This is a genomic window from Corallococcus sp. CA049B (genome assembly GCF_003611685.1).
Classification (GTDB): Bacteria; Myxococcota; Myxococcia; order Myxococcales; family Myxococcaceae; genus Corallococcus; species Corallococcus coralloides.
Genome location: NZ_RAWC01000044.1, coordinates 13,372 through 37,948, shown reverse-complemented (window position 1 = coordinate 37,948; position 24,577 = coordinate 13,372). Strand labels below are relative to the sequence as shown.

At 70.9% G+C, this 24,577-nt stretch carries 18 protein-coding genes; 12 read left to right on the top strand and 6 right to left on the bottom strand.

Features of this window, described 5'->3' with window-relative positions; all coding sequences use genetic code 11:
- The first annotated feature begins 497 nt into the window (after positions 1-497).
- Positions 498-2,009 carry a M20/M25/M40 family metallo-hydrolase gene (locus tag D7W82_RS13085; protein WP_120618668.1) on the top strand — a complete coding sequence of 504 codons (1,512 nt, stop codon included), beginning with the start codon at positions 498-500 and terminating at the stop codon, positions 2,007-2,009.
- 7 nt (positions 2,010-2,016) lie between these two features.
- On the opposite strand, the gene D7W82_RS13080 is transcribed toward D7W82_RS13085, so the two are convergent.
- Positions 2,017-3,777 carry an MDR family MFS transporter gene (locus tag D7W82_RS13080; protein ID WP_120618667.1) on the bottom strand — a complete coding sequence of 587 codons (1,761 nt, stop codon included), beginning with the start codon at positions 3,775-3,777 and terminating at the stop codon, positions 2,017-2,019.
- Positions 3,778-4,024: 247 nt separating this feature from the next.
- Between D7W82_RS13080 and D7W82_RS13075 the strand changes: the two genes are divergently transcribed.
- The 4 genes from D7W82_RS13075 (at position 4,025) to D7W82_RS13060 (ending at position 10,746) form a co-directional block, all read left to right on the top strand.
- Positions 4,025-6,010, top strand: a complete 1,986-nt coding sequence (locus D7W82_RS13075) for a lysyl oxidase family protein (protein ID WP_120618666.1) — start codon at positions 4,025-4,027, stop codon at positions 6,008-6,010.
- Between the two features lie 147 nt (positions 6,011-6,157).
- Complete coding sequence (locus tag D7W82_RS13070) at positions 6,158-8,119, top strand: lysyl oxidase family protein (RefSeq protein WP_233587458.1); 1,962 nt, start codon at positions 6,158-6,160, stop codon at positions 8,117-8,119.
- 152 nt (positions 8,120-8,271) lie between these two features.
- On the top strand, positions 8,272-9,498 hold the full coding sequence (locus tag D7W82_RS13065) for an ABC transporter permease (protein WP_120618664.1): 1,227 nt from the start codon (positions 8,272-8,274) through the stop codon (positions 9,496-9,498).
- Between the two features lie 21 nt (positions 9,499-9,519).
- Positions 9,520-10,746 carry an ABC transporter permease gene (locus tag D7W82_RS13060; RefSeq protein WP_120618663.1) on the top strand — a complete coding sequence of 409 codons (1,227 nt, stop codon included), beginning with the start codon at positions 9,520-9,522 and terminating at the stop codon, positions 10,744-10,746.
- A gap of 94 nt (positions 10,747-10,840) precedes the next feature.
- Here D7W82_RS13060 and D7W82_RS40930 read toward each other — a convergent pair whose 3' ends face one another.
- Together D7W82_RS40930 and D7W82_RS13055 are read right to left on the bottom strand one after the other, a co-directional pair.
- Positions 10,841-11,014 carry a hypothetical protein gene (locus D7W82_RS40930; RefSeq protein ID WP_014392946.1) on the bottom strand — a complete coding sequence of 58 codons (174 nt, stop codon included), beginning with the start codon at positions 11,012-11,014 and terminating at the stop codon, positions 10,841-10,843.
- 166 nt (positions 11,015-11,180) lie between these two features.
- On the bottom strand, positions 11,181-11,978 hold the full coding sequence (locus tag D7W82_RS13055) for a hypothetical protein (protein WP_147439309.1): 798 nt from the start codon (positions 11,976-11,978) through the stop codon (positions 11,181-11,183).
- A 195-nt stretch (positions 11,979-12,173) separates the two neighbouring features.
- Here D7W82_RS13055 and D7W82_RS13050 point away from each other — a divergent pair, with 195 nt between their 5' ends.
- The 4 genes from D7W82_RS13050 to D7W82_RS13035 all read left to right on the top strand — a co-directional run bounded on the left by D7W82_RS13050 (position 12,174) and on the right by D7W82_RS13035 (position 17,886).
- The gene (locus D7W82_RS13050) at positions 12,174-13,418 is read left to right on the top strand and encodes a phosphatidylserine/phosphatidylglycerophosphate/cardiolipin synthase family protein (RefSeq protein WP_120618661.1); all 1,245 of its coding nucleotides are present in this window, start codon (positions 12,174-12,176) and stop codon (positions 13,416-13,418) included.
- Between the two features lie 99 nt (positions 13,419-13,517).
- A complete protein-coding gene (locus D7W82_RS13045) occupies positions 13,518-15,482 on the top strand; it encodes a DUF4091 domain-containing protein (protein ID WP_120618660.1) in 1,965 nt (654 codons plus the stop codon).
- A 464-nt stretch (positions 15,483-15,946) separates the two neighbouring features.
- Positions 15,947-16,471 carry a GNAT family N-acetyltransferase gene (locus D7W82_RS13040; protein WP_120618659.1) on the top strand — a complete coding sequence of 175 codons (525 nt, stop codon included), beginning with the start codon at positions 15,947-15,949 and terminating at the stop codon, positions 16,469-16,471.
- Positions 16,472-16,650: 179 nt separating this feature from the next.
- Positions 16,651-17,886: an AAA family ATPase gene (locus D7W82_RS13035; RefSeq protein WP_120618658.1), complete on the top strand. Its 1,236-nt coding sequence runs from the start codon at positions 16,651-16,653 to the stop codon at positions 17,884-17,886.
- 6 nt (positions 17,887-17,892) lie between these two features.
- On the opposite strand, the gene D7W82_RS13030 is transcribed toward D7W82_RS13035, so the two are convergent.
- The 3 genes from D7W82_RS13030 to D7W82_RS13020 form a co-directional block, all read right to left on the bottom strand.
- Entirely contained in the window at positions 17,893-18,639 is a 747-nt protein-coding gene (locus tag D7W82_RS13030; protein ID WP_120618657.1) for a hypothetical protein, read from the bottom strand.
- Positions 18,636-20,375 (bottom strand): PilZ domain-containing protein, encoded by a 1,740-nt coding sequence (locus D7W82_RS13025; protein WP_147439308.1) that lies wholly within the window; start codon positions 20,373-20,375, stop codon positions 18,636-18,638. Before D7W82_RS13025 ends, D7W82_RS13030 begins: the two co-directional genes overlap by 4 nt.
- Positions 20,376-20,524: 149 nt before the next feature.
- A complete protein-coding gene (locus tag D7W82_RS13020) occupies positions 20,525-21,241 on the bottom strand; it encodes a hypothetical protein (protein ID WP_120618655.1) in 717 nt (238 codons plus the stop codon).
- Between the two features lie 285 nt (positions 21,242-21,526).
- Between D7W82_RS13020 and D7W82_RS13015 the strand changes: the two genes are divergently transcribed.
- From D7W82_RS13015 to mmsA, 3 genes are all read left to right on the top strand, one after another.
- Positions 21,527-22,180, top strand: a complete 654-nt coding sequence (locus D7W82_RS13015) for a hypothetical protein (protein ID WP_147439307.1) — start codon at positions 21,527-21,529, stop codon at positions 22,178-22,180.
- 209 nt (positions 22,181-22,389) lie between these two features.
- On the top strand, positions 22,390-22,830 hold the full coding sequence (locus D7W82_RS13010) for a hypothetical protein (protein WP_120618653.1): 441 nt from the start codon (positions 22,390-22,392) through the stop codon (positions 22,828-22,830).
- Between the two features lie 202 nt (positions 22,831-23,032).
- Entirely contained in the window at positions 23,033-24,517 is a 1,485-nt protein-coding gene (gene mmsA, locus D7W82_RS13005) for a CoA-acylating methylmalonate-semialdehyde dehydrogenase (protein ID WP_120618680.1), read from the top strand.
- The last annotated feature ends 60 nt before the right edge of the window (positions 24,518-24,577 follow it).

Below are 24,577 nucleotides of genomic sequence, written 5' to 3'. Positions count from 1 at the left end.
CTGCGTCCGTGCCCGGCTGTTCCGGGTCAACGCCCGAGGGCGTGTCGCCAGTCCGCCGTGCCGGCGCGCGAGCCCCTCCGTCCCGCCGCTTTGACGCAGGGCAGCCAGGGCGTCAGGTCGTCCCGGGCCCGGGGAATAGGGCGCGCGGCGGCGTGTCCAGGGCCCGCGGAAGCGGAAAGACGTCACGGGTCACCCAGGGCGGATGCGAGCCAGGGGACGTCCCGCGTAGCGGAGGGTCGTGAACACTCACATCACCCGCGGGTCGCAATGCTCACTTCCCGCCTTGACGCTGCCAGGAATTTCTTTAAAGAATGCACGCACGTCCTCTTCTTCTTGGAAGATGGCGTATGTACCGGGCCTCGCGTTCCCCAACCGCGGAACCGGTGCGTGACGTCCCAGTTGAGCCCCGCGCGCCGCGTTCCCCCTCTCGGCGCGCGGTGGCCCCTGGGACTTCCACCCCGCCCCTCATCACTCATCAGGTCCCCTCGAGGATTCGAGTGTCCACGTCCACCTTCGTCCTGCCCATCTCGCTGGCCCTGCGGCTGCTCACCTCGGCGTCGCCTTCCCCCCAGAACACGGCCACCGCGCCCTCCCAGGAGCCCGCGCCGAAGTCCCCGGCCACCTCGTCGGTGAAGGCCACGCCCCCGGCCGTGACGAAGCTGAGCGCCGCGCAGCAGGCCACGGCGGCGAAGCTGGTGGGGCCCGCGCTCGCGGAAGGCCATGCGTACGCGCGGCTGGCGGAGCTGACGGACGGCATCGGGCCGCGCCTGTCCGGCTCCGAGTCCGCGGAGGCCGCGGTGCAGTGGGCCCTGCGCGGGTTCCAGGCGGACGGGGTGAAGGCGTGGAAGGAGCCGGTGAAGGTGCCGCGCTGGGTGCGGGGCGAGGAGCACGGCGAAATCCTCGCCTCCGCGCGCACGCGCGGCCTGCCCCTGTCGCTGCTGGCCCTGGGCGGCAGCGCGCCCACGCCGCCGGAGGGCGTCACGGCGGAGGTGGTGGAGGTGAACTCCCTGGAGGAGCTGGCGGCGCTGGGTGACAAGGTGAAGGGCCGCATCGTGTTCTTCAACCACACCATGTCGGAGGCGGCGGACTACGGCCGCTTCGCGGGGCTGCGAGGCCGGGGTCCGGCGGCGGCGGCGAAGCAGGGCGCGGTGGCCGCGCTGGTGCGCTCGCTGGCCACGGCGTCGCTGAGCACGCCGCACACGGGCGCCACGCGCTTCGACGAAGGCGGCCCGCGCCTGCCCGCGGCGGCGGTGTCGGTGGAGGACGCGCTCACGCTGCACCGGATGCTCCAGGGCGGGGCGGTGAAGGTGCGGCTGGTGCTGGGGTGCTCGGACCTGCCGGACGCGGACTCGTCCAACGTGGTGGCGGAGGTGCGGGGCCGCGAGAAGCCGGACGAGGTGGTGCTGCTGGGCGCGCACCTGGACTCGTGGGACGTGGGCACGGGCGCGCACGACGACGGCGCGGGCGTGGTGATGGTGATGGAGGCCGCGCGGCTCATCGCGAAGCTGCCCCAGGCGCCCCGGCGCACGGTGCGCGTGGTGCTGTTCATGAACGAGGAGAACGGGCTGCGCGGCGGCCGCGCGTACGCGCAAGCGCATGCGAAGGAGCTGCCCAAGCACGTGGCCGCCATCGAGATGGACGCGGGCGGAGGGCGCCCCCTGGGCGTGAGCCTGCACGCGGGGCCGGGCGGTGAGACGCTGCTGTGGCCGTGGCTGGCGCCGCTGGAAGGCCTGGGCGCGGCGAAGTTCCTGGTGGGGCACGCGACGGGCGCGGACCTGAGCCCCATGGAGCCCGCGCACGTGCCCTTCGTGGGCGTGCGCGTGGACAGCAGCCGCTACTTCGACGTGCACCACTCCATGGCGGACACGCTGGACAAGGTGGACCCCCAGGACCTGTCGCGCAGCACCGCCGCGGTGACGTGGATGGCGTACGCGCTGGCGGAGTCTCCGGGCACGCTCGCGCGCCCCACCGGGCCGGAGTCGGACGGGCCGCCGCCGCCGAAGAAGTAGGGCGCTGCTATGCCTCCGCCGGGGCCTTGCGCGGCCCGCCCCGGCGCGGCGGCAGCTCCGGCAAGAGCAGCGTGACGAGCAGGGCCGCCAGCGCGACGAAGATGGCGAAGCGGTACACCGCCATCGTCGCGCGGGTGAAGGACTCCTTCAGCGCGCGTTCCATGCGGTCCACGGTGGACAGCGCGCGGGCCTCGTCCGCGTCCACTCGCGCGCGGGCCTCGGGCCCCTCCTGCAATGCCTGCCGCCGCTCCTCGGCGAAGCCCTCGCGCAGCTTCGCCTTCACCTGCTCCGGTTGGAACCGCTGGCCCTGCGGCGCGCCCTCTCCTCCGCCCAGGCCCGCCGGCGCGGACGCGTGCAATTCCTGACGCACGTCCGGAGGCAGCCCGCGCGTGGCCTGCTGCGTGCGCGCGTGCAGCTCCCGGCCCAGCGTGCCCGCGAACACGGTGCCCAGGAGCGCCACGCCCACCGTCATGCCCAGCTGCCGGAAGAACGTCGTCGCGGACGTGGCCACGCCAATGCGCTGGGGCGGCACGGAGTTCTGCACGGCCACGGTGTAGAGCGGGATGGACGGGCCCAGGCCCAGGCCCACCAGCACCATCTTCACGGTGACCTCGGCCTGGCTGGAGTCCGGCGTCAGCGTGAAGGCCATCACCGCGAAGCCGCCCATGAGGAACAGCAGCGCCCCCACCATCAGCGCCTTGTAGCGGCCCATCCGGGACGCCAGCTGCCCGGACAGCACGTTGCCCGCCACCACGCCCAGCGTCAGCGGCGTCAGCGTCAGCCCGGAGTGCGTCGCGGACAGCCCCACCACGTTCACCATGAACAGCGGCAGGAAGGTGACAGACGCCAGGAACACCGCGCCAATGATGAACACCGCCGCGTTGCCCGCGGAGAACGCGCGCAGGCGGAACAGCGACGGCTCCAGCAGCGGCTCCTTCGCATGGCGCTCCCTCCACACGAAGAGTCCCAGCCCCACCGCCGACAGCGCGAACAACCCCAGGATGGGCGCGGAGCCCCACGGGAACCCGCCCGCCCTGGGCGCCGCCGCGCCGTGGCCCAGGCTGAGCGCGAGCAGCAGCGGCACGACACCTACCGCCAGCGCCACCGCCCCCAACAGGTCCAGCTTCCCGCCGTGCACGCCCTCCGGCTTGAGCGCCGGCATGCGCAGGATGATGAGCGCCAGCGCGAGCGCGCCCACCGGCAGGTTGATGAAGAACACCCAGTGCCAGCCCAGCGCGTCCGTGATGAAGCCACCGGCCAGCGGGCCAATGACGCTGGACAGGCCGAACACCGCGCCGAACAGGCCCTGGTACTTGCCCCGTTCGCTCGGCGGGAACAGGTCCGCCACCACCGCCAGCGCAGCGGTGAAGAGCGCCGCGCTGCCCAGCCCCTGCACCGCGCGGCAGAGGATGAGCACGAGCGTGGAGCGGGCCGCGCCGCACAGGAAGCTGCCGGTGAGGAACACGGCGATGCCCGCCACCAGCACCGCGCGGCGGCCCAGCAGGTCCGACAGCTTGCCCCACACGGGCACCATCATCGTGGAGGCCACCAGGTACGCGGTGGTGAGCCACGGGTAATGCTCCGGCGCGATGTGGAGGTCCGCCTGGATGGTGGGCCCCGCCGTGGCCACGATGGTCTGGTCCAACGCCGCCAGCAGCAGCCCCAGCAGCGCCCCCGCCAGCGTGAAGGCCTTCTGTGAGCGGCTGAACCGCTCGGACGCCGGAGCGGCGTGGGAGTCCAGGGCGGTGTCGGCGGCGGTGTCGGCCATGGCTCGGGCACGTGCTCAGGGCGCGTGCATTCGCGCGAATGTGGGGATGGCGGCGGGGGCTGGCCATGCCCGCCTGCCCGGCTGCTCTCCGTCCGGAAGGCAATGCGCCGTCGGGCAGCCGTCGGAAGAACCGTTCATCCAGGAAGGGCCTTTCGGGGAACGGAGCACGCCGCTCTATCCTGCGCGCCCCTTCATGCGGGACCTCGGATGCGCTGGGGGCGTGAGCGCGTCCTGCCCAGGAGTGAACATGCGGATCCGTGGAGCGCTGGCCTGCGCCGTGGTGGTGTCCCTGACGGCGGGCTGCAAGGACGACCCGAAGCCCCAGCCCGACGCGGGCGTCCCGGACGCGGGTTCCCAGGACGACGCCGGCTCCACCGGGCCCACCCTCTCCGAGACGCCCCTCTGGGAGGTCGAAGGGGATGGCCTCGAACCGAAGGAGTGCTTCGGCCGCGGCGTGGCGCTGGGTGACCTCGACGGGGACGGGCGCAAGGACCTGGTGGTCATCTCTCCGCCGTGCACCAGCGGCCCCACGAACCCCGGCCGCGTGATGGTGTACCCCGGAGAGGGGGCCTCCTTCTCCAAGACGCCCGTCACCTCCAAGCTGTCATGGGTGCACCCCAGCCCGCGCACGTCGGGCTACCAGATGACGGTGGGCACGGGCGACGTCGACGGGGATGCGTACGCGGACGTGGTGGTGAAGAGCTACTACGGCGTCAGTGTGTACAAGGGCGGGCCGGACCTGTCCCAGGTGTTCGCCCAGCCGCTGTTCCGCGTGCCGGACTCCTCGACCACGCGCTTCGGCATCGGGCGGCTGCTGGACGTGGATGGCGACGGGCTGGACGACCTCATCGTCTCCACCTTCACCGGGAGCACCACGATCTACCGCGCGACGCCCGGCGGGAAGGAGGGCCCCTTCACCAACGTGCGGGTGCTCTCCGGTTACGCGTCACCCGCCGGAGACACGGATGGGGACGGCGCCCAGGACCTGCTCATCCCCCTGTACGACGAGGAGAACAGCCAGGGCCTCTTCCTGGGCTGCAAGGCGGACAGCTCGCGCGTCTGTGATGGACCGCTCACCACGCAGCCGGTGTGGAAGGGCACGGCGGAGAGCGTGAGAGGGATTCCGGACCTGAACGGGGACGGCCGTCCGGAGATGCTCGCGGGGCTGAGGGGCAGCGTGCGCCTGCACCTGTCCGACGCCTCCGTCCAGGGCTACTCCGCCACGCCCGTGTGGACGTTGATGGACGACCCGGCCTTCCCCAGCGTGGCCGCCCAGAGCCTCACCGTGGGCGCCATGGTGGAGGGGAGCACGGGCCACGACTTCGTGCTCGCCTCGCTGGGGCGCGTGTACCTCTTCCGCCCCACGGCGAACGTGTCCGGTCCGCTGGAGCCGGTGTGGTCGTGGCCGCGCGCCAACCGCCTCCTGTCCCAGACGATGCTGGGCTTCATCCTCCCCAGCGTGGCGAGCCCCGGCGACCTGGACGGGGACGGCTACGACGACCTGGTGGTGGGCCTCTCGCAGGAGAATGACGGCACGCGCGCCCCGGGCCGGGTGCGGGTGTACGGCGGCGGCGCGGTGCCGGACTCGCAGGAGCCCGCGCCCGCGCTGATGCCCACGAAGACGTGCGGTCTCCAGGTGGACTCCGTGAACGGCAAGCCGGACCTCACGGTGGACCGGGACGTCATCGCCCGCTCGCTCTACATCGAGCGGCGCGCCTTCGCGGCGGACTCCTGCGAGGTGCGTGAAGGCTGCGTGCCCGCGGGCGGCGAGCGGCGCCTCTTGCGCTTCACCACCTCCATCGTGAACATGGGCACCGCGCCCGCGGTGGTGCCCTCGCCGCAGGAGCGCCCGGACCTCTTCGTCTACGACGAGTGCCACCAGCACGACCACCTGGTGAACTTCGCCGGCTACGACCTCAAGGATGCCTCCGGCAACTCCCTGTCCATGGGGCGCAAGCAGGGCTTCTACATGGTGGACTTCACCCAGTACTGCGCGGACGGCACCCCGTTCTCCTGGTACGACCCGGGCACGGGCATCTCGCCGGGCTGGTCGGACGTCTACACCGCGGACACCGCCTGCCAGTGGCTGGACGTCACGGACACTCCGGACGGCGATTACACCGTGCGGGTGGGCGTGGATGAGAACCACATCATCGACGAGCTCGACGCGCTCCCCAACGAAGCCACCGTCAAGGTGCGCCTGAAGGGGGACACCGTGACCGTGCTGCCCTGACGCGAAAGGGCGGACCGCGCGCATCGTTTCTCCGCGAAGGGGCTCCTGGTGATGGGGCCGGTGCAATGCCGGCCGGTTCATTCCGGGGAGAGCGACACGATGCGGATGCGATGCGCGCGGTCCTGCGCGGTGGTGGGGCTTCTGGTCTTGACGGGCTGCAAGGACGACCCGAAGCCCCAGCCCGACGCCGGCACACCGGACGCGGGCTCCACCCTCTCCGAAACGCCGCGTTGGCAGGTGACCGGTGATGGCGCGAACCCCAGGGAATGCTTCGGCCGCACCGTGGCGGTGGGAGACCTCGACGGGGACGGGCGCAAGGACCTGCTGGTGACGTCCGCGCCCTGCTCGAGCACCCAGACCGACCCTGGCCGCGTGATGGTGTACGCGGGCGAGGCGCGCGACTTCTCGAAGACCCCGGTCACCACCACGCTGTCGTGGGTGCACCCCAGCCCTCGCGCCTCCAGCAGCCGGATGACGGTGACCACGGGCAACATCGACGGGGACGCGTACGCGGACGTGCTCGTCGCCACCGCCTTCGGCGTCAGCGTCTTCAAGGGCGGGCCGGACCTGTCCCAGGTGCTGGCGCAGCCCGTGTTCCGAGCGCCGGACTCCACCACCCTGCGCTTCAAGGGCGCGCGGCTGCTGGACCTGGACGGAGACGGGAAGGACGAGCTCGCCGTCTCCACGCTCGACGGGGAGCTCACCGTGTACCGGGCGACGCCGGGCGCACCGGAGGGCGCCTTCACCGCCGTGCGCAAGCTGACCGGCGTCCCCAACCCCGCGGGCGACGCGGACGGGGACGGGGTGCAGGACCTGGCCGTGACCCACGATGACTTCACGGTGGAGCTCTTCCTGGGGTGCAAGGCGGGTGGCGCTCGCGTCTGTGAAGGGCCGCTCACGGCGCAGCCGGTGTGGACGGGGCAGGCCGAGCTGTTCGCCGCGCTGCCCGACCTGAACGGAGACGGCCGCGCGGAGGCGCTCCTGCTGTTGGACGGCAGCCAGCGCCTGCACCTGTCCGACGCCGCGGGCCCTGGCTACGCGCCGCGAATCACCTGGCAGCCCATGGACGACGCGGCCTTCCCCCTCCTGGGACAGGCCTTCGTCACCTTCAGCAAGACCGTCGTCTCCGTGGGCTCCATGGTGGAGGGCGGCACGGGCCACGACTTCGCCATGGGCGCCGTGGGCCGCGCGTACCTCTTCCGCCCCACCGCGGACGTGTCCGGTCCGCTGGAGCCGGTGTGGGCGTGGCCGCGCGCCAACCGGCTCGACCTCCAGACGTCGATGGGCACCGACTACCTGGGCATGGCCTCCGCGGGCGACCTGGACGGGGACGGGTACGACGACCTGGTGGTGGGCGTGTCCCCGGGACTCAGCGGCACGCCCGCGGGCACACCCTCGGGAGGCGGCGGCGAGTCCGCCCTGGGCCGGGTGATGGTGTTCGGCGGCGGCGCGGTGCCGGACTCGCGGGAGCCCGCGCCCGCGCTGGCGCCCACGCGGACGTGCGGCCTCCAGGTAGACCCCGTGAACGGCAAGCCGGACCTCACGGTGGACCGGGACGTCCTCGCCCGCACGCTCTACATCGACCGGCGCTCCTTCACGGCGGACTCGTGCGAGGTGCGCGAGGGCTGCGTGCCCGCGGGCGGTGAGCGGCGCCTCTTGCGCTTCACCACCTCCATCATGAACATGGGCACGGGCCCGCTGGTGGTGCCTTCACCGGAGGAGCGGCCGGACCTCTTCGTCTACGACGAGTGCCATGAGCACCACCACCTGACGAACTTCGCCGGCTACGACCTGAAGGACGCGGCGGGCAACACCACGTCCGTGGGGCGCAAGCAGGGCTTCTACATGATCGACTTCACCCAGTACTGCGCGGACGGGGAACCCTACAGCTGGTACGACCCGGGCACGGGCATCTCGCCCGGCTGGTCGGACGTCTACACCGCGGACCTGCCCTGCCAGTGGCTGGACGTCACCGACACCCCGGACGGCGAGTACACCGTGCGCGTGGGCGTGGACGAGAACCACATCGTGGACGAGGCCGGCACGCTCCCCAACGAGGTCACCGTCAAGGTGCGCCTGACCGGTGACACGGTGACCGTACTGCCCTGAAACGGGAAAATCCCGCCGTGAAACGCTGTCCGGTGAAGGCCGCGTGCAATGGGCGGCCCTCCTGGGCGTAGAGTGCCTGACGCGGCCCGTCCGCCGGGGACCCTCCCGGTGTGCGCCAGGCCGCGCGGCTTCCAGCGTGAAGGGGTGGTTTCGTGAACTTCCGGGTCGACGTGTGGGAGGGCGCGCGCATCGCGCTGACCTCGCTGCGCTCCAACCGGCTGCGGACGGTGCTCACCACGGTGGGCATCGGCGTGGGCGTGTGCACCCTGCTGGCCATCGTCGGCATCATCCAGGGGCTGAACAGCTCGTTCGCGGACCAGCTCAGCAAGATCGGCTCCAACACGCTCCAGGTGTCCAAGTTCCCCTGGGTGATGAACGGGGACTGGTGGGCGTACCGCAACCGCAAGAAGCTCTCGCTGGACCTGGTGGAGCCCATGCGCGCCGCCTCCGAGCACGTCATCGCCGTGGCCCCCATGATGTTCGTCAACGCGGAGGTGTCCTTCCAGAACCGGAAGCTCGCCTCCGTGCAGACCATGGGCACCAGCCCCGACTACGCGATGACGTCCTCCGTGGAGATGGGCCAGGGCCGCTTCCTCACGCAGGCGGACGTGGACAACCGCTCCCCCGTCGTGGTGATTGGCGCGGAGATCGGCAAGGTGCTCTTCCCGGGCATCAACCCGGTGGGCCACCGCATCCTCGTGGACCGCCGCCCCTACCGCATCGCGGGCGTCATCGTGGAGCGCGGCACGCTGCTGGGGCAGAACGTGGACCTGGTGGTGATGCTGCCGTACACCGCGTTCCAGGGGCACTTCGGCACCCAGCGCGACGTGACCCTGGTGCTCGCGGTGGACCAGCAGGAGAACATCCCCCGCGTGCAGGACCGCCTCACGGAGACGCTGCGCCGTGAGCGCAACACCAAGCCCGGCGCGCCGGACGACTTCGCCATCAACCGGCCGGACCAACTGGCCAACATGTACGCGCAGCTCACCGGCGCGCTCTACGGCGCGGCCACCGGCGTCGGGCTCATCACGCTGCTCGTGGGCGGCATCGGCATCATGAACATCATGCTGGTGTCCGTGCGCGAGCGGACCCGCGAGATTGGCGTCCGGCGGGCGCTGGGCGCTCGCAAGCACACCATCATCCTCCAGTTCCTCATGGAGGCGGCCAGCGTGTCCGCGGTGGGCGGCGCCATGGGCACCGCGGTGGGCATGAGCCTCGCGTGGCTGGTGAACTACCTCACGCCCCTGGCGGCGGCGGTGCAGCCCATGACGGTGGTGCTGGGCGTGGGCTTCTCCGCGGTGGTGGGCCTGCTGTTCGGCATCTGGCCGGCGGCGCGCGCCGCGAACCTGGACCCCGTGGAAGCGCTCCGCCACGACTAGGCGCGAGCGGGAGACCTGACCATGTGGATGGCTTTCTGGGACACGGTGCGGCTGGCGTTCGGCACGTTCCGCTCCAACCCCCTGCGCTCCTTCCTCACGCTGCTGGGCATCGTCATCGGCGTCACCACCGTGGTGTCCATGATGTCCCTCATCGAGGGGCTCAAGAACCAGGTGAACGACCAGATGTCGGAGCTGGGCAGCGACTGCTTCCAGGTGCAGCGGCTGCCCTTCGGCCAGGGCGAGCTGTCCATCGCGGAGCTCGCGCGCCGGCCGCGCTTCAGCTACGCGGACCTGGACGCCATCCGCACGCAGCCCTCCATCTCACAGGCCGCGGGTGAAGACTCCAAGGGCGGCCAGAAGGCCTCCACCGCGGACCGCGAGTCGCGCCCCAACGTGAACGTCTGGGCCGGTACGGCGGAGTACTTCAACACCAACTCGGTGAGCCTCTCCAGCGGGCGGCCCTTCACGGACGCGGAGTTCGTGGACGGCCGGCGCGTGGCGGTGATTGGCCAGGACCTGGCGGACACGCTGTGGCCCGGCCTGGACCCCCTGAACCGCGAGTTCCGCCTCCTGGGCCGCACCTTCCAGGTGGTGGGCACGCTCAAGCGCCGGGGCGGGTTCCTGGGCGGCGGCAGCCAGGACAACCAGGCCATGATTCCGCTGTCCACCTTCGCGTCCATGTTCGGCGTGCGCGACTTCCGCATCAGCATCCAGGCGAAGTCCCCGGAGGTGCTCCAGCGGGCCCAGGATGAAGTGACGCTGCTCATGCGACGCCGCCACGGGCTCAAGCCGGACGAACCGGACGACTTCTTCCTCTACAACAATGCGTCCGCCACGCAGATGTTCAACAGCCTCTCCGCGGCGGTGTCCGCGGCCAGCTTCGGCGTGTGCATCCTGTCGCTGCTGGTGGGCGGCATCGGCATCCTGAACATCATGCTGGTCGCCGTGACGGAGCGGACGCGGGAGATTGGCATCCGCAAGGCGCTGGGGGCCAAGCGCTACCGCATCCTCGCGCAGTTCGCGCTGGAGGCGGTGGTGCTGTCGCTGGTGGGCGGCGCGGTGGGCGTGGCGCTGGGCGTGGGCCTGGCGCACCTGGCGCGCTGGATGATCAACCTGCCCACGGAGGTCCCCATGTGGTCCGTGGTGGTGTCGCTGGTGATGAGCTGCGGGGTGGGGCTGGCGTTCGGCATCTACCCGGCGGCGCGCGCCGCGAAGCTGGACCCCGTGGAGGCGATGCGCACGGAGTAGCGCGCACTCATCCGAGCATGGCGCATGAAGAAGGCCCCGGCCCGGCATGAAGCGGGCGGGGCCTTTTTCCATCACGGTCGTGTCCGGCCCGGGACTACGGGCAGGGGTACGTACAGGTGATCTGCCCGGTGATGGGGTTCTTGAAACACGTGGGCGTGCAGTCCTGCGCGTCGGCGGAGGACGGCGTGGCGGCGATGCCCAGGCCCATCACGGTGGCGGCGGCGGCGAGGACGAATGCGATGCGACGGACGTTCTTGCGAGCCTGCATGGTGTCGTCTCCCTGCGATGTGTTGGCGCTGCACGGAGCACTCTAGGGACCGGGGCTGACAACGCCACTGGCGAGATTGCAGGCACGCGCGCACGCGCGGAGGGCGGGGCGCCGAGGCGCCGCACGCGGGAAGAAATTTGAAACCCCGATGCGGCGAAACAATGCGTCAATGACTGGGCGTGGGGGTGCGGCTCCACTGATAGCCCACCGTCGCTCCGCTGCCGATGAGCGAGAACGCGAGGTACTGGCGCAGGAAGTCCAGCCGTTCGCTGGTGCCGGCCAGGTGGCGCAGGCCCTCATGCGCGGCGAGGCCCAGCAGCATTCCCACGGTCGCGCCGCCGAGCGCGCCCAGGTACGCGTGGCCGCGATGCTGGCTGTCGCCGAACGCAACCTCTCCCATGCCCCAGGTGCCGAGCGCGGCGATGGGCGGCGTGACGACCATCGCCGCGCCGAACGCGCCCACCTCCAGCTCCATCTGCCGTCCCAGCGGATAGGAGGGATGCACGAAGAGGAAGCGCCCCGGAAGCGACGCGAGCACCGTGCCCGCGGCGGCCTCCGCGGCGGTGGCGCCCAGGCGCGTATCACCGCCCACGCGGGTCGCGGCCCAGACGGTGGTCAGGGGCAGCAGCGTGACGCCGCCATGCGCGGCCCAGGTGCCGGCGGACAACGGGGCCTCCGTGTAGGGCTCGCCGTGCGGAATGAAGGGCCGCAGCGGGCGAGGCGGCACGGCGGGAGGCGGAGGATCCGCGTCCAGGAGCGGCGCATCCAGGACGGTGGGCTTCAGCGGAGGCGGTGGAGGTTCGGGCTCGGGTGACGCGGGCGCCTGTTCATCTCGAGGCGCGGATGAAACATCCCCCGAGGACGGCACGTCCTGCCTCCACACCGAGGCGGACGCGGCCGGCGCCCCCAGCAGGCCCACCCACAGGAGCGCTCCGTACGCGGGTGCCATCCCCTGTCGCCCCATGCCGTGTCCGTCCTCCTGTGCATCCGTTGTCCGCACCCAGCAGTGCGCACGCGGCGCGTCCAGCACCACCGGCCTCTCGTGCCAAGGGGCTCAAGCGTCGGCGGGTGGACGGTGTCCGTGTCCATCCACGCGCTTCCTCCACTCGGAGACACACGGCGGATGCGGAAGGGGCGGGGGTGCCCTAGCTTCCGGACCGTGCGGCTGGTCTGGCCCATCCTGCTCGCCCTGCTCACCGCGGGGTGTCCCTACCCGAACCACCGACAGGACCTGCGCCTGCGCGCGTTGCCGGAGGACCCGGCCGAGAGGGACCTGGCCATCGAGCAGACGATGGGCGTCCCGATGGAGCCCGGCAACGGCGTGGAGCTGGTGCAGAACGGCGAGGTCTTCGACGTCATCGAGGAGGAGATCCGCGCCGCGCGCTCCAGCATCCACATCGCCAGCTACATCTGGCGTCCGGGCATCCCGTCGGACCGGCTGCTCATCGCGCTGCGCGAGCGTGCCCCCGGCGTGCAGTGCCGGGTCATCGTGGATCCGCTGGGCAGCGTGAACTTCGAGCTCGTGGCCCCGGTGCTCGCGGACGCCGGCTGCGACGTGCGCATCTACCGTCCCTACCAGGGCGCGGTGACGTCCCTGGACGCGGTGCGGATCCGCGCGCGAATGCACCGCAAGATGGTCATCCGCGACGGCGAGGTCGCGCTGACCGGCGGCTTCGGCATCTGGCGCAGCTGGCTGGGCAACGGCGACGCGGCGGAGACCTGGCGCGACACGAACGTGCGGGTGCGAGGCCCCGTCGTGCGAGGCATGCAGCTCGCCTTCGCGCAGAACTGGCAGGAGTCCGGCGGCGCCTTCCTGCCACCGGAGTCCTTCCCGGAGCTCTCGCCCGCGGGCAACGCGAGGGCCCTCTTCGTGGCCAGCACCGGGCACCGCTTCCTCTCGGAGGCGTCGAAGATGTGGCTGCTGTCCATCGCCGCCGCGAAGCACCGGCTGTGGATCGCCAACTCGTACTTCATCCCGTCGGAAGCCATCAGCGACATGCTCATCCTCAAGGCGCGCGAGGGCGTGGACGTGCGGGTGCTGGTGCCCGGCCGCTACCACGACGTGAAGCCCGTGTTCAACGCGCAGCGGGCGTCCTATGCGCGGCTCCTCGCGGCCGGCGTGCGCATCTACGAGTACGAGATCTCGATGATGCATTCCAAGACGCTGGTCGCGGACGACACGCTGAGCGTCGTGGGCTCCACCAACCTGGATCCGCTGGCGCTCAGCCACACCGACGAGGCCTCGGTGATGGTGGAGGACCCGGTGTTCGCGGAGGAGCTGGCGAAGTCCTTCGAGGCGGACCTCCAGCACTCGGCGGAGATCCACTGGCAGGGCTGGAAGCGGAGAGGCCTGCTCCAGAAGCTGGGCGAGCAGCTGCCGTGGTTCATCGGCGACTTCCTCTGAGCTGACATGGCTGGGGAGTGGCTGGCTGCCTGCCTGTCCGGCTGACAAGGGATGTCAGGGGCGGGAAGGCCCGTGGGGCCAGGTCGCGTTGGATTCTTCATGCCTTCGATTCGACCGTTCCGTGCCGCGCTGTTGACGCTGACCGTGGGCCTGCCGGTGTTCGCGGCCGGGCCCGCCGTGTGGGGCGAGGGGATGATGGTGAAGGTGCGGCCGGGAATCGCCGCCCGGAGCGCCACCGAGGTGCGGCTCACCGCCGCGCGCAACGAGTTCGTCTCCTTCCAGGTCGCGCTGCACGGCGGCGACACGGGGCTGACGGGCGTGCGCGCGAAGCTGCCCGGGTTGGAAGGCCCGGGTTCCAAGACGCTGACGGGGCCGGACGTGACGCTGTACCGCCAGGCGCTGGTCACCACGAAGCAGGCGTCGGTGGCGGGCGAGCCCGTGGGCGCGTGGCCGGACGGGCTGGTGCCGGACACGGACGAGATCGCCGGAGAGACGCGCAGCGCCTTCCCCTTCGACGTGCCAGCGAATGAGGCACGGGCCCTCTGGGTGGACGTGCACGTGCCGGAGGACGCACCGCCTGGGGACTACCTGGGCACGGTGACGGTGGAGGCGGATGGAGGCTTCCAGCGGCAGGTGACTGCGAGGCTGACGGTGGTGGACGCGGCCTTGCCGAGCACGTCCTCCCTGCCGTCCGCGTTCCTGCTCTGGCCGCCGCACGTGTGCCGCGCGCACACGGGCCGCGAGGACTGCACGCCAGAGGAACTCCAGCCGCTGCTCACGCGCTACCAGCGGATGGCGTTGGAGCACCGCTTCACGCTCTCCAGCCTCCTCCCGCGCAAGCCGTGGCCGCCGGAGTGGAGCAGCTTCGACGCGACGTGGGGCCCGTTCCTGGAGGGCACGGCGCCCAATCGGCTGCAAGGCGCGCGGATGACGAGCCTGGAGTACGTGGGGCCGCTCGACGCGGCGAACCTGAAGGACTTCACGGCGCACATGAAGGCGAAGGGCTGGCTGGACCGGGCCTACGTGCAGCTGGGGGACGAGCCGCCCTACGGCACGCCCTTCGCGCAGGTGCACGCGACGGGAGACCTGGTGCGCCAGGCGGCGCCCGGGCTGCGCACGATGCTGACGACGAACTCGCGCGAGCTGAAGGCCAACAACCTGGAGGACGCGGTGGACACGGCGGTGCCGCTGGTGAACCACCTGGACGGCACGGACGCGAACTTCCGGGGCGACCAGCGGGCGACGTACACGCGCTTCCTGGAGCGTCCGGGAACGGCGTTGTGGATGTATCAGAGCTGCATGAGCCACGGCTGTGCGTATGGGACCAACGCGCCGGAGAACAAGCCGGGGGCGGGCTGGCCGTCGTACATGCTGGACCGGTCGGCGGCGAAGGCGCGCGCGATGGAGTGGGTGACGTTCCTGCAGGGCGCGACGGGCGAGCTCTACTACCAGTCGGTGGGCATGCTCTCCACGGCATGGACGGACCAGTACCGCTTCAACGGCAACGGGGACGGGACGCTCTTCTACCCGGGCACGCCGGAGGCCATTGGCGGGAAGACGGACGTGCCGGTGGCCTCGCTGCGGCTCAAGCTCATCCGTCAGGGCATGCAGGACTACGAGTGGCTCAAGGCGGTGAGCGACGCGGGAGACCCGGACTTCGCGCGCAAGGTGGCCAGGGACCTGATCCCCGCCGCGTCGCAAGTGACGGACGACGGCGCCGCCTTCGACGCGGCGAGGCTGAAGCTCATCCAGCGCTACGAGGAACTGACCGCGACCCGAACGCCGGACGCGGGAGCGCAGCCGCCGGACGCAGGCACGCAGCCGCCGACGGACGGAGGCACGGCGTCCATGCCGGACGAAGCCGCGGGAGGTCCCTCGCGGGGCTCACCCGGAGCTTCTTCAGACGTGACGCCGGACGCGGTCGCTGGCGCGCAGGCGGGAGGCTGCACCACGGGTGGAGGCGGAACGGCGACGGTCGCGGGAGGCCTGTTGTTCGCGGCCTGGGCGTTCGGCGGCATGCGCCGTCGTCACGCTCACGTGACCGTGCCCGCCCGGAAGAGGTAGGCGCACGGAGGGCAGGCAAAGCGCACCTGCCGCAACGCGCCAGGACAGGGCTCTCCCTGCCGGAGGCACTCCGGACAAACTTGTCCGACAGTCGGACAGGTTTTGGAAGACCGCGTCCAGGCCCCGGGCCCACCTTGCCGGAGGCACACAGCGCGAACCTGTCCGACAGTCGGACCGGTTTTGAAGCGCCGTCGCCCGGCCCCCGGCGCCCACCTTGCCGGAGGCACTCCGGACAAACTTGTCCGACAGTCGGACAGGTTTGGGACGCCCGCGGCTCGGGGGGCTCCCGTTCCATCCGGGCAGCGGAAACTTGTCCGACAGTCGGACCGGTTTTGAAGCGCCGCGGCCCGGCCCCCCGGTCCTGGTCGCCAGGTCGGGCCCGTGTCGGACGGGGGAGGTACAACCCTGGCTGCCTGCCTGGAAGCGCCGCGCGGGCTCCGGGGCGTCATGCTAGAGGGCGGCGCATGAGCACGGACGTGGTGAAGCGAGCCGTCATCCGCGAGGCGCGGCCCGAGGACGACAAGGCGATTGGCGAGCTGTTGGTGGACGCCTACGTCACGCAGTACGCGAAGAAGCTGCCGGAGGTCGTCTACTCCGAGGAGCGCAAGGCGTTCCTGCGCGACGTCGCCGCCAGGCGCAAGGTGTGCACCATCATGGTGGCGGACGTGGACGGAGAGGTCGCGGGCACCGTGGCCCTGTACCCGCCCGGCGCACCCGGCACCGAAGCCTGGCTGCCCCGCACGGCGGACCTGCGCGCCCTGGCCACCTCCGTGCGCTACCACGGCCAGGGCCTGGCCCAGCCGCTGCTGGCGGAGGCGGAAGCCCTCGCGAAGCGCTGGGGCGTGGACGCCATCTCGCTCCACGTACGCCGGGGCGCGATGGGCGTCGCGCGCATGTACCAGCGCCGGGGCTACCAGCGCACGCCGGAAGGCGACATGGACCGCCTCCCGGATGTGTTCCTGGAGGCGTACCTGCTGCCCCTGAAGTGACGCATGTCAGGCGGGGACGCGTTCAAACGTAGAGAGCGCATCCCGTCTGACGCCGGAGGGTCCGCGAACGCTCGCGTGACCCGGGCACTGGAAGGGATCGCGCGCCGGAGTCGTGGCGTGCGCCCTGCCCCGGAAGGGGCGCCGGTCGGTACGCCGACCCCCACCCCGGTGTTCCCACCATGATGATCCCCATTCCCGAGCAGTCGCTCGTGCTGCTCCTGGGCCCCTCCGGCTCCGGCAAGTCCACCCTCGCGAACGCGCACTTCCTCCCAGAGGACGTGCTGCCCGGCACAGGCAACGAAACGAAGCTCCACGACGAGGTGGCGCGAAGGCTCGCGAAGGGCACGCTCACCGTCATTGACGGCGTCCCCCTCAGCGCCGAGTCACGCAGGCACTACGTGACCCTGGCACGCGAGCACCACGTGGCCCTGGTCGCGGTGGCCATGGACACGCCGGAAGCGCTCTGTCTGGAGCGCAACCGCACGCGCTCCGGGTCGGCCAGTCCCAAGGCCCTGCGCAACCAGGTGCAGCAGCTCCAGAGCGCGCTGAAGGGGCTGACGAAGGAAGGCATCCGGCACGTGCACGTGCTCACGCCGGAGACGGTGGGAGCGGTGGCCTTCGAGCATCAGCCACTGCGCTGCCATCGTCAGTACGAGCACGGCCCCTTTGACATCATCGGAGACGTCCACGGGTGCTTCGACGAACTCAAGGCCCTGCTGACGAAGCTCGGCTACGTCATCGGGCCACGCCTGGGCTATCTGCGCTACAACGAGGGCTTCGAGGTGGGGGGCAACGAAGGACGCATGGTGGTGTTCCTGGGCGACCTGATTGACCGAGGGCCAGGAGTCGTGGAGGTGCTGAAGCTGGTGATGGGAATGGTGTACGCGGGCAGGGCGCTGTTCGTGCCGGGCAACCATGAAATCAAGTTGCTCAAGAAGCTGCGTGGCAAGGACGTGCGCGTAGGCCGCGGGCTCGCGATGACACTGGAACAACTGGAGCGCGAGCCTCCAGCGTTCGTCCAGGACGTGGCGGAGTTCATCGAGGGCGGGCCCACGCACTACGTCCTGGCCGACGGCCGCCTGGTGGTGGCGCACGCAGGCCTGAAGGAGTCCATGCACGGCCGGGACACCCCGGAGGTGCGCGACTTCGCCCTCTACGGAGAGACGACGGGAGAAGCGGACGCCTACGGCCTGCCGGTGCGAGCCGACTGGGCCCGGGACTACCGGGGACCGGCGACGGTCGTGTACGGCCACACCCCCGTGCCGGAATCCGAATGGGTGAACAACACCCTCTGCGTGGACACGGGCTGTGTGTTCGGAGGCAAGCTGACCGCGCTGCGCTATCCAGAGCGTGAGCTCGTCTCCGTGTCCGCGCAGCGCGAGTATTGGAAGTCACGGAGCCACGCGGCCCCGTGAGTCCCCTCAGGCGGCAGCGGCGGTGACGCCGCCCAAGCTCCGGCGCGCCGCCTCCATGCAGTCGTCCAGGAAGCGCAGGTAGCAATCCAGCCCGCGCGAGCCGAACGACGCCAGCCGCCGGCCTTCCTCGGGGTGGGTGCTCAAGAGCCCCTCCATCATCCGCTCGTTGAGCGCGGTGTGGCCCACGTCCACCTCCGCGTGCTCGCGCAGGAAGGTGAGCGTGTCCAGCGTCCCCTGCCCCAGCACCGCGCGCACGTTCGCCAGGATGCGCGGCACCAGCACCACCGCCAGGTAGCCCACCTCGTACTCGATGGCCGCCTGGCCCAGAGGCAGGTCACCGGTGATGGCCTCGTCGTGCACCTGCCGGTACTCGCGCATGGCGGCCGTGGGCGCCTGGGCGACCAGCGCCTCCGCGTCCAGCTGCTGCGAGTGGCTCGCGTTCCACTGCGCCGTCAGCACGCGAGCGTCCTGGAGGGTCATCAGGTGATGGCCGGCCTCGTGCTTCGCGTGGGTGATGAGCTGCCGGCCCACCTTCTCCTGGCCCAGCGCGATGCAGCGCTCACCGGCGCCGCGGATCCATCCGTCCACGGGCTCGGTCATGTACGCGCCCCGGGCGGACCACTCGATGAGGAAGCGCGCCATCAGGTCCGGCGTGATGTCTGGCGACAGGAGCGTGCGCACGACAGGGTCCGTCTCCAGGCGGGCGCGGGTGGGCTGAGCGTGCGGCAGGTACTGCGTCTGGATGAGGGTCATGACAGCTCCTTCTGGGGGTGGGAGAGCGGACGGGGAGCCGTCTGCTCGTGGATGTGCTCCAGGAACTCGGGAGCGAGGTCGGCGGGGATGAGCCACAGGGAGGGCCTCGCGTCAGGCGCGGCGTCGTGCAGGCCCGAGGCCTCCACGTCACCAGCCTCTTCGGCCAGGAACGTGAATCCGTCGCGGCCCCGTTGGGCGAACCAGCTTCGAGCCCCCTCCATCAGCGCCGGATAGGCCTGCCGCGCACGCGGCGACAGCGCGAACACCCGCACGGAGTCCAGCAGACCGAAGGGATTGGTGCCGGGAGGCCCCGACTCCAGGACGGCCACCGCCACCGGCTTCGCGCCCTCGCGAGCGACCAGCAGGTGCCGCTCGCGCTCCAGGCCCACCGCCTGCCAGGCCCGAGTCACGTCCCGCAGGTCCAGCGTCTCCATGCGCAGGTCCAACGCCTCGGAGTAACAGGCAGGGCGGGTGAGGGCGATCCGCTCCACGAGCAGCCGCCGCTCCGCCTCCGTCGCGGGCCCCAGCTCCAGCCCCGTCGAAGGCAGGGCAGGGGAGTGGCCACACTCGACGTCAATCATTCGCATCGGCAGCATCAGCGTCCGGCCCGTCGCCGCCATGCGGTCCGCGAAGCCGACGTGCGACCGGGACGTGAAGGGCACGGTCGATTCGATGTACGCCGCGAACCACCGGAACCCGCAGTCCCGCTGCGCGTGCTCCACGCAGTGCACGTACAGCTCACGCAGCATCTGGCCCTTGAGGCGCTCGAACCGCGTGGCGTCCTGGCGCCGCGCCAACTGGTGCACCATCCACACGGAGCGGTAGGGCTTCATCGCGGAGAGGGTCGCCTCCACGCCACGCTCGGAAGGCCACACCACCTCGGTGAGGACCGAGCCCATGGAACCGGCCTGGCGGCCCAGCTCGATGAAGCTCCGCCGCCGCGACTCGAAGTCCTCCGCGGACCGGCCGGCCAGGTTGAAGTAGCCGGAGTCGATGAACAGCCGCCACTGCTCCTCCACCCGCGCACCATCGACACACGTCGTCGGATGAAGGGCCCGAGCCACCAGCGCCTGCCATCGCTCCGAGTCCTCGGAGGTCAGCGGCGTCACCAGGAGCCCGCACTGGAGCTCCCCATCGGAGCGGTCCGACACATGGCGCACCTCCCCGCGCAGAGAGACGACCTCACCCGCCGCCGTGCGCAGCTCGATGGGCTGGAGCACCCGGCCCGGCGAAAGACGTTCCCCAGCCCCCAGCCGCAGCGCCATCCCGTGCAGGGACACATCCACCGCGTCGCGCTCCCGGCCCAGCCACCCCGGCAGCGGCAGACGCACGCGCAGGCCCGGAGGCGCGGGAGCACGCCGGTGCGCCCGGCGGCGCACCTGGATCAACTGACGAGGCAGCGGCGTCACCCACGTCCCCGGCTCCGCCGTCTCACCGGACAGGAGCATCCGGTAGACGCAGCCATGGCCAAACACCTCCACCTCCCACGCGTCCGCGCCCGGATCCACCGTCAGCCCGGACCAGTGGAGGACTCCGCCTTCCAGCTCCAGCGTCTCCAGCCGCAGCGGCGACGCCGCCTCTCCCTGTCGCAGCAGGGCGGGCGAGCCCAGCGCGGCGGCGGTGGCGAGGATGATGCGGATGCGCTCGGAGTCGGTGATGTCCCACCGGCTCTCCCACTCCAGGACCGGTGCCTCGGACAACGGACGCGGCTGTGCGCGAGCGAAAGGCGCTCCCACGGTGGACTCTCCAGATGAATGACGTCAGGGGGCGCGCGAATCCTCCGGGACCGCTGTGGATCCGCGCTTGAACGGGATACGCAACCGGACCTTGGGTCTGGTCGTTCAATCCCGCTGGAAGCCCGCCTCATCCGAAGGTCACGGGTGGGTCACTTCGATGGAGCAAGCCCCGGCGCGCTCCCGGCGGTCGTCGGCGTGCCGCCCGTGAGACGGAAGATCCGGTGGGGAGAAAGGATGAACTTTTGCTCCGGGCCCTGCGTCTTCAGGGTCCACGCCGCACGCCGGGGAGGGGTGTTCAGCAGCCGCGCCAGCACGGCCCGCGCGGGCTCCCGGGTCACGGCTTCCAGGGTGACCCGGCTCTCCAACGGAAGCCCGGCCGTGCTCCCCAACTCGACCTGCGTCCCGCTCTGCTTCGAGACCTCCGCGCAGAGGAGCCGGAGGAGTTCTCCCAGGGAACGTTCCTGGCGGGGCAGGGTGAGGGGCGTCTCCAGTGGAGAGCCCTGCTCGGGCGTGACGTGCCAGAGTCCTCCCTCCTGCACCAACCGGAAGCGCGGGGCCTCCTTCCCGGCCTGCTGCGCGAGCAGCCGCGTGAGGACCTCCTCCTGGAGTTTGGCATCCGTCCGGGTAGCGTCCGTGACGGCATAGGTCAGGGTGATGGAGCCCTTCGGCGCGGGCCTGTCGGGCGGTTCCTCATAGGTGATGCCCCACCCCTCGCGGGTCTCCAGCTGCTTCACCGCGGCGGCGAGCGGCTGGGGCACGTCCTGGACGGTGAGCTGGACCTCCTCGCTCCAGGCAGTCCTTCCAGCAATGCAGACAGACAGCAGCATGGCGGCGCGAATCCCAGACTTCATCATGGACAGGGGCATGGCCTGACTCCTTTTGGGTGAAAGCTTGGCAAGCGCTATGCCGTCTGGAACCCACTGGGATTCCTCGCGGATGGGGTGCCTTCCCGCCTGGGACCGCGACAGTTTGTCAGGGTGCGCCCCAGAAGCCTGTCAGATGTGCCCCCAGGCGCCGAGCCGGCTCTCGGAATGCCTCTCCAGTCTCAATCGAAAATCTATACGCAGATGGTAAATTCATGAAAGACATTGAAAAGCTTTGAGCCCATTTGGTGGGGGTTGGGAGTCACTGACAAGTGGGAGGGATTGCCAATGAAGCGGTTGCTGACCGTCGTTGCCTCGATGTGCATGCTGCTGGGTTCCACGACTGTCCTCGCGGAGGGGCCGGCGTCCGGGAGTGGGGCGTCGTCGCGGAAGGAGGGGTTGGCGGCGCGTGCCCAGGCGCTGCTCGCTCGCATCCAGGCGGAGGGGCTCGTCTCCGTGACCCTGCGGGCTCAGGACCCCGTGGACGTAGGGTTGTTGCGGCTGGTGTCCCAGTTCGATGGGACGCTTCCGGGCACGGCGGAGGCCCGGGCGCTGCTCGCGCTCCGTCCCGTGACGGCCCGCCCGCTGTCCATCCTGGCTGGGGGGACGCCGTCCTCGTCCGGAGCGCTGCTGGAGGACATCTATACGGTGACGGTGCGCAACCTCACCTCGGCGGACTGGTTCGACATCGTCGTCTTCTACAAGCGGGTCGGCCTGTCGGGCGTCGTCTACCTGGAGGCCTTCGATGTGCAGCCGAACGCCGCGCCGGTCTTCCAGATGGGCGTCTGCTCCCAGATGGAGAGCTACGTGGTGGGCTTCTTCATCGGGGATGACCTGGTGGCGCAGATTCCCTCCTCGGGCAACATGACGCCGACGCTGGCGAGCATCTACAACCCGTCGGACATCGAGCCCTGCGCGGACTCGTGGTCCATCGCGGACTGAGGCCGCGGGCTCTGGATGGGGGATGGGCGGCGGCACGCGCTACACAGGTGCCGCCGCGCTTCCCGGGCACCGGGAGTGCGTCCACCGGACACTCCCCCTCACGCCAGGGCACTGAAACCAAGAAACCTCCTGGGTTTCATGTGACAGGAGGGTGCCCTCGGGGCGGGAAACGTGCGGACGCCCCGAGTCGGGCTTACCCTGCGAGGCCCATGTCCCTCCGCAAGGACTTCATCGAGCGCGCCATCGAGCAGTTCGTCGCCGCCATCGCCAGCATCCTCAAGGCCCGGAAGGAGAAGCGGTACGGGGACGCACGCGCCCTCATCCGCGACACCTCCCTGACCGTGCTGGGCATGGAGTACGGCGCGCTCGTCCTCGCGGACGCCGAGTCCACCTCGCGCCTGCTCGGCACCGCCTCGCGCGTGCGGATGCTCGCGAAGCTGGTGCGCGAGGACGGCGAGCTGATGCGCGAGCAGGGCGACCCCCTCACCGCCGACTCGCGCTTCCTGCTGTCGCTGGAGCTGTACCTGGAGGCCATCTCGCTCGGCCTCAACCCGGACACCGAGGACGCCACCGCCATCGCGGAGCTGCGCACCCTCACGGACACCACCACCCTGTCGGAGCGGCACCAGCGGATGCTCTCCCAGGCCTGACGAAGCGCGGCGCACACGTTCGCGCACCCGTGTGGAGGCAATCCCCTCCGCGCGCATCGGTCGGGTTTGCGACACAGCAACATGGGGAGATCCATCGCTTCCGATCAGGCGCGGACACGGTGACGCCCCCCGCCTTGCCCTGGCTTCCGGGTTTGCGTCTATCCTTGCCGCCCATTCGTCACGCAACACCGGGGGGGTGCGCGTGTCCTTTGTTCGGTTACCCGAGAGCGTTGTCTCTTGTCGCAACCTCGTGGGCGGAGAGTGGGTCTCTCCGGCCGGAGCGTCCGCGCAGGAGGTCCGCAGTCCCTACACAGGCGCGCTCATCGGCCGGGTGCCGCTGACGCCCGCCACCGGTGTCGCCCAGGCCGTGGAGGCCGCGAAGGCCGCCGCGCAAGGCTGGCGCGCCACCCCACTGCGCGAGCGAACCCAATTCCTGCAACGCTTCCGCACGCTCTTGGAGACGCACCTGGAAAGGCTCGCGCACCTGGCCGCGAGCGAATCCGGCAAGACGGTGGCGGAGGGCCGCGCGGGCCTGCTCAAGGGAATGGAGGTCTGTGATTTCGCCCTGTCGCTGCAGAACCTGGACAGCGGCGCGCACCTGGAGGTGAGCCGGGGCGTCACCTGCGAATACCGCCGAGAGCCCCTGGGCGTCGTCGCCGGCATCACGCCGTTCAACTTCCCCGCGATGGTGCCCCTGTGGCTGTTCCCCATCGCCGTCACGGTGGGCAACGCCTTCATCCTCAAGCCGTCGGAGAAGGTGCCGCTCACCGCGACCGCCATGGGCGAGCTGATGGTGGAGGCAGGCTATCCGCCGGGCGTCTTCTCCGTGGTGCACGGCGCGAAGCCCGCGGTGGACGCGCTCCTGGAGCACCCGGACGTGAAGGCCCTGGCCTTCGTGGGCTCGTCCCCGGTCGCGAGGCACGTCTACGTGGAGGGCAGCCGCCACGGCAAACGTGTGCTGGCGCTGGGCGGCGCGAAGAACCACCTCATCGTCGTTCCGGACGCGGATCCAGAGCTCACGCCGCAGGCGGTGGTGGACTCGTTCACCGGCTGCGCGGGCCAGCGCTGCATGGCGGCCAGCGTGATGCTCGCGGTGGGGGACGTGCAGCCGCTGGTGGACGACATCCTCCGGCGAGCCTCCCGCCTGGAGGTCGGCCCGGGCATGGGCGCGCTCATCGACCGGGGCGCGGTGGACCGGCTGGAGACAGCCATTGCCCAGGCCCAGGCGGACGGAGCGCGAGTGCTCCTGGACGGGCGCGGCAAGCGGCCCGCGGGTGAGGCCTACGCGAACGGCCACTGGCTGGGGCCCACGGTGCTGGACCACGTGCGCCCGGACATGGAGGCCGCGCGGCGCGAGCTGTTCGGACCGGTGCTCTCCATCGTTCGGGTGCCCACGCTGTCGGCGGCGCTCGCGGTGGAGAACGCGTCGCCCTATGGCAACGCGGCGTCCATCTTCACCACCAACGGCGCGGTGGCGCAGACGGTGGTGGAGGGCGCCAGGGCCGGCATGGTGGGCGTGAACGTGGGCGTGCCGGTGCCGCGCGAGCCCTTCTCCTTCGGCGGCACGGGCGAGTCGAAGTTCGGCCACGGGGACATCACCGGACCGTCGAGCCTCGACTTCTGGAGCCAGCTCAAGAAGGTGACGCGCAAGTGGTCCGCGCGCACCGACGGCTCGTGGATGAGCTGACACACGCTGCTTCGCCCATTCCCAGACATCTGTCCTTTCCCCACGCGCCCCGCGAGGAGG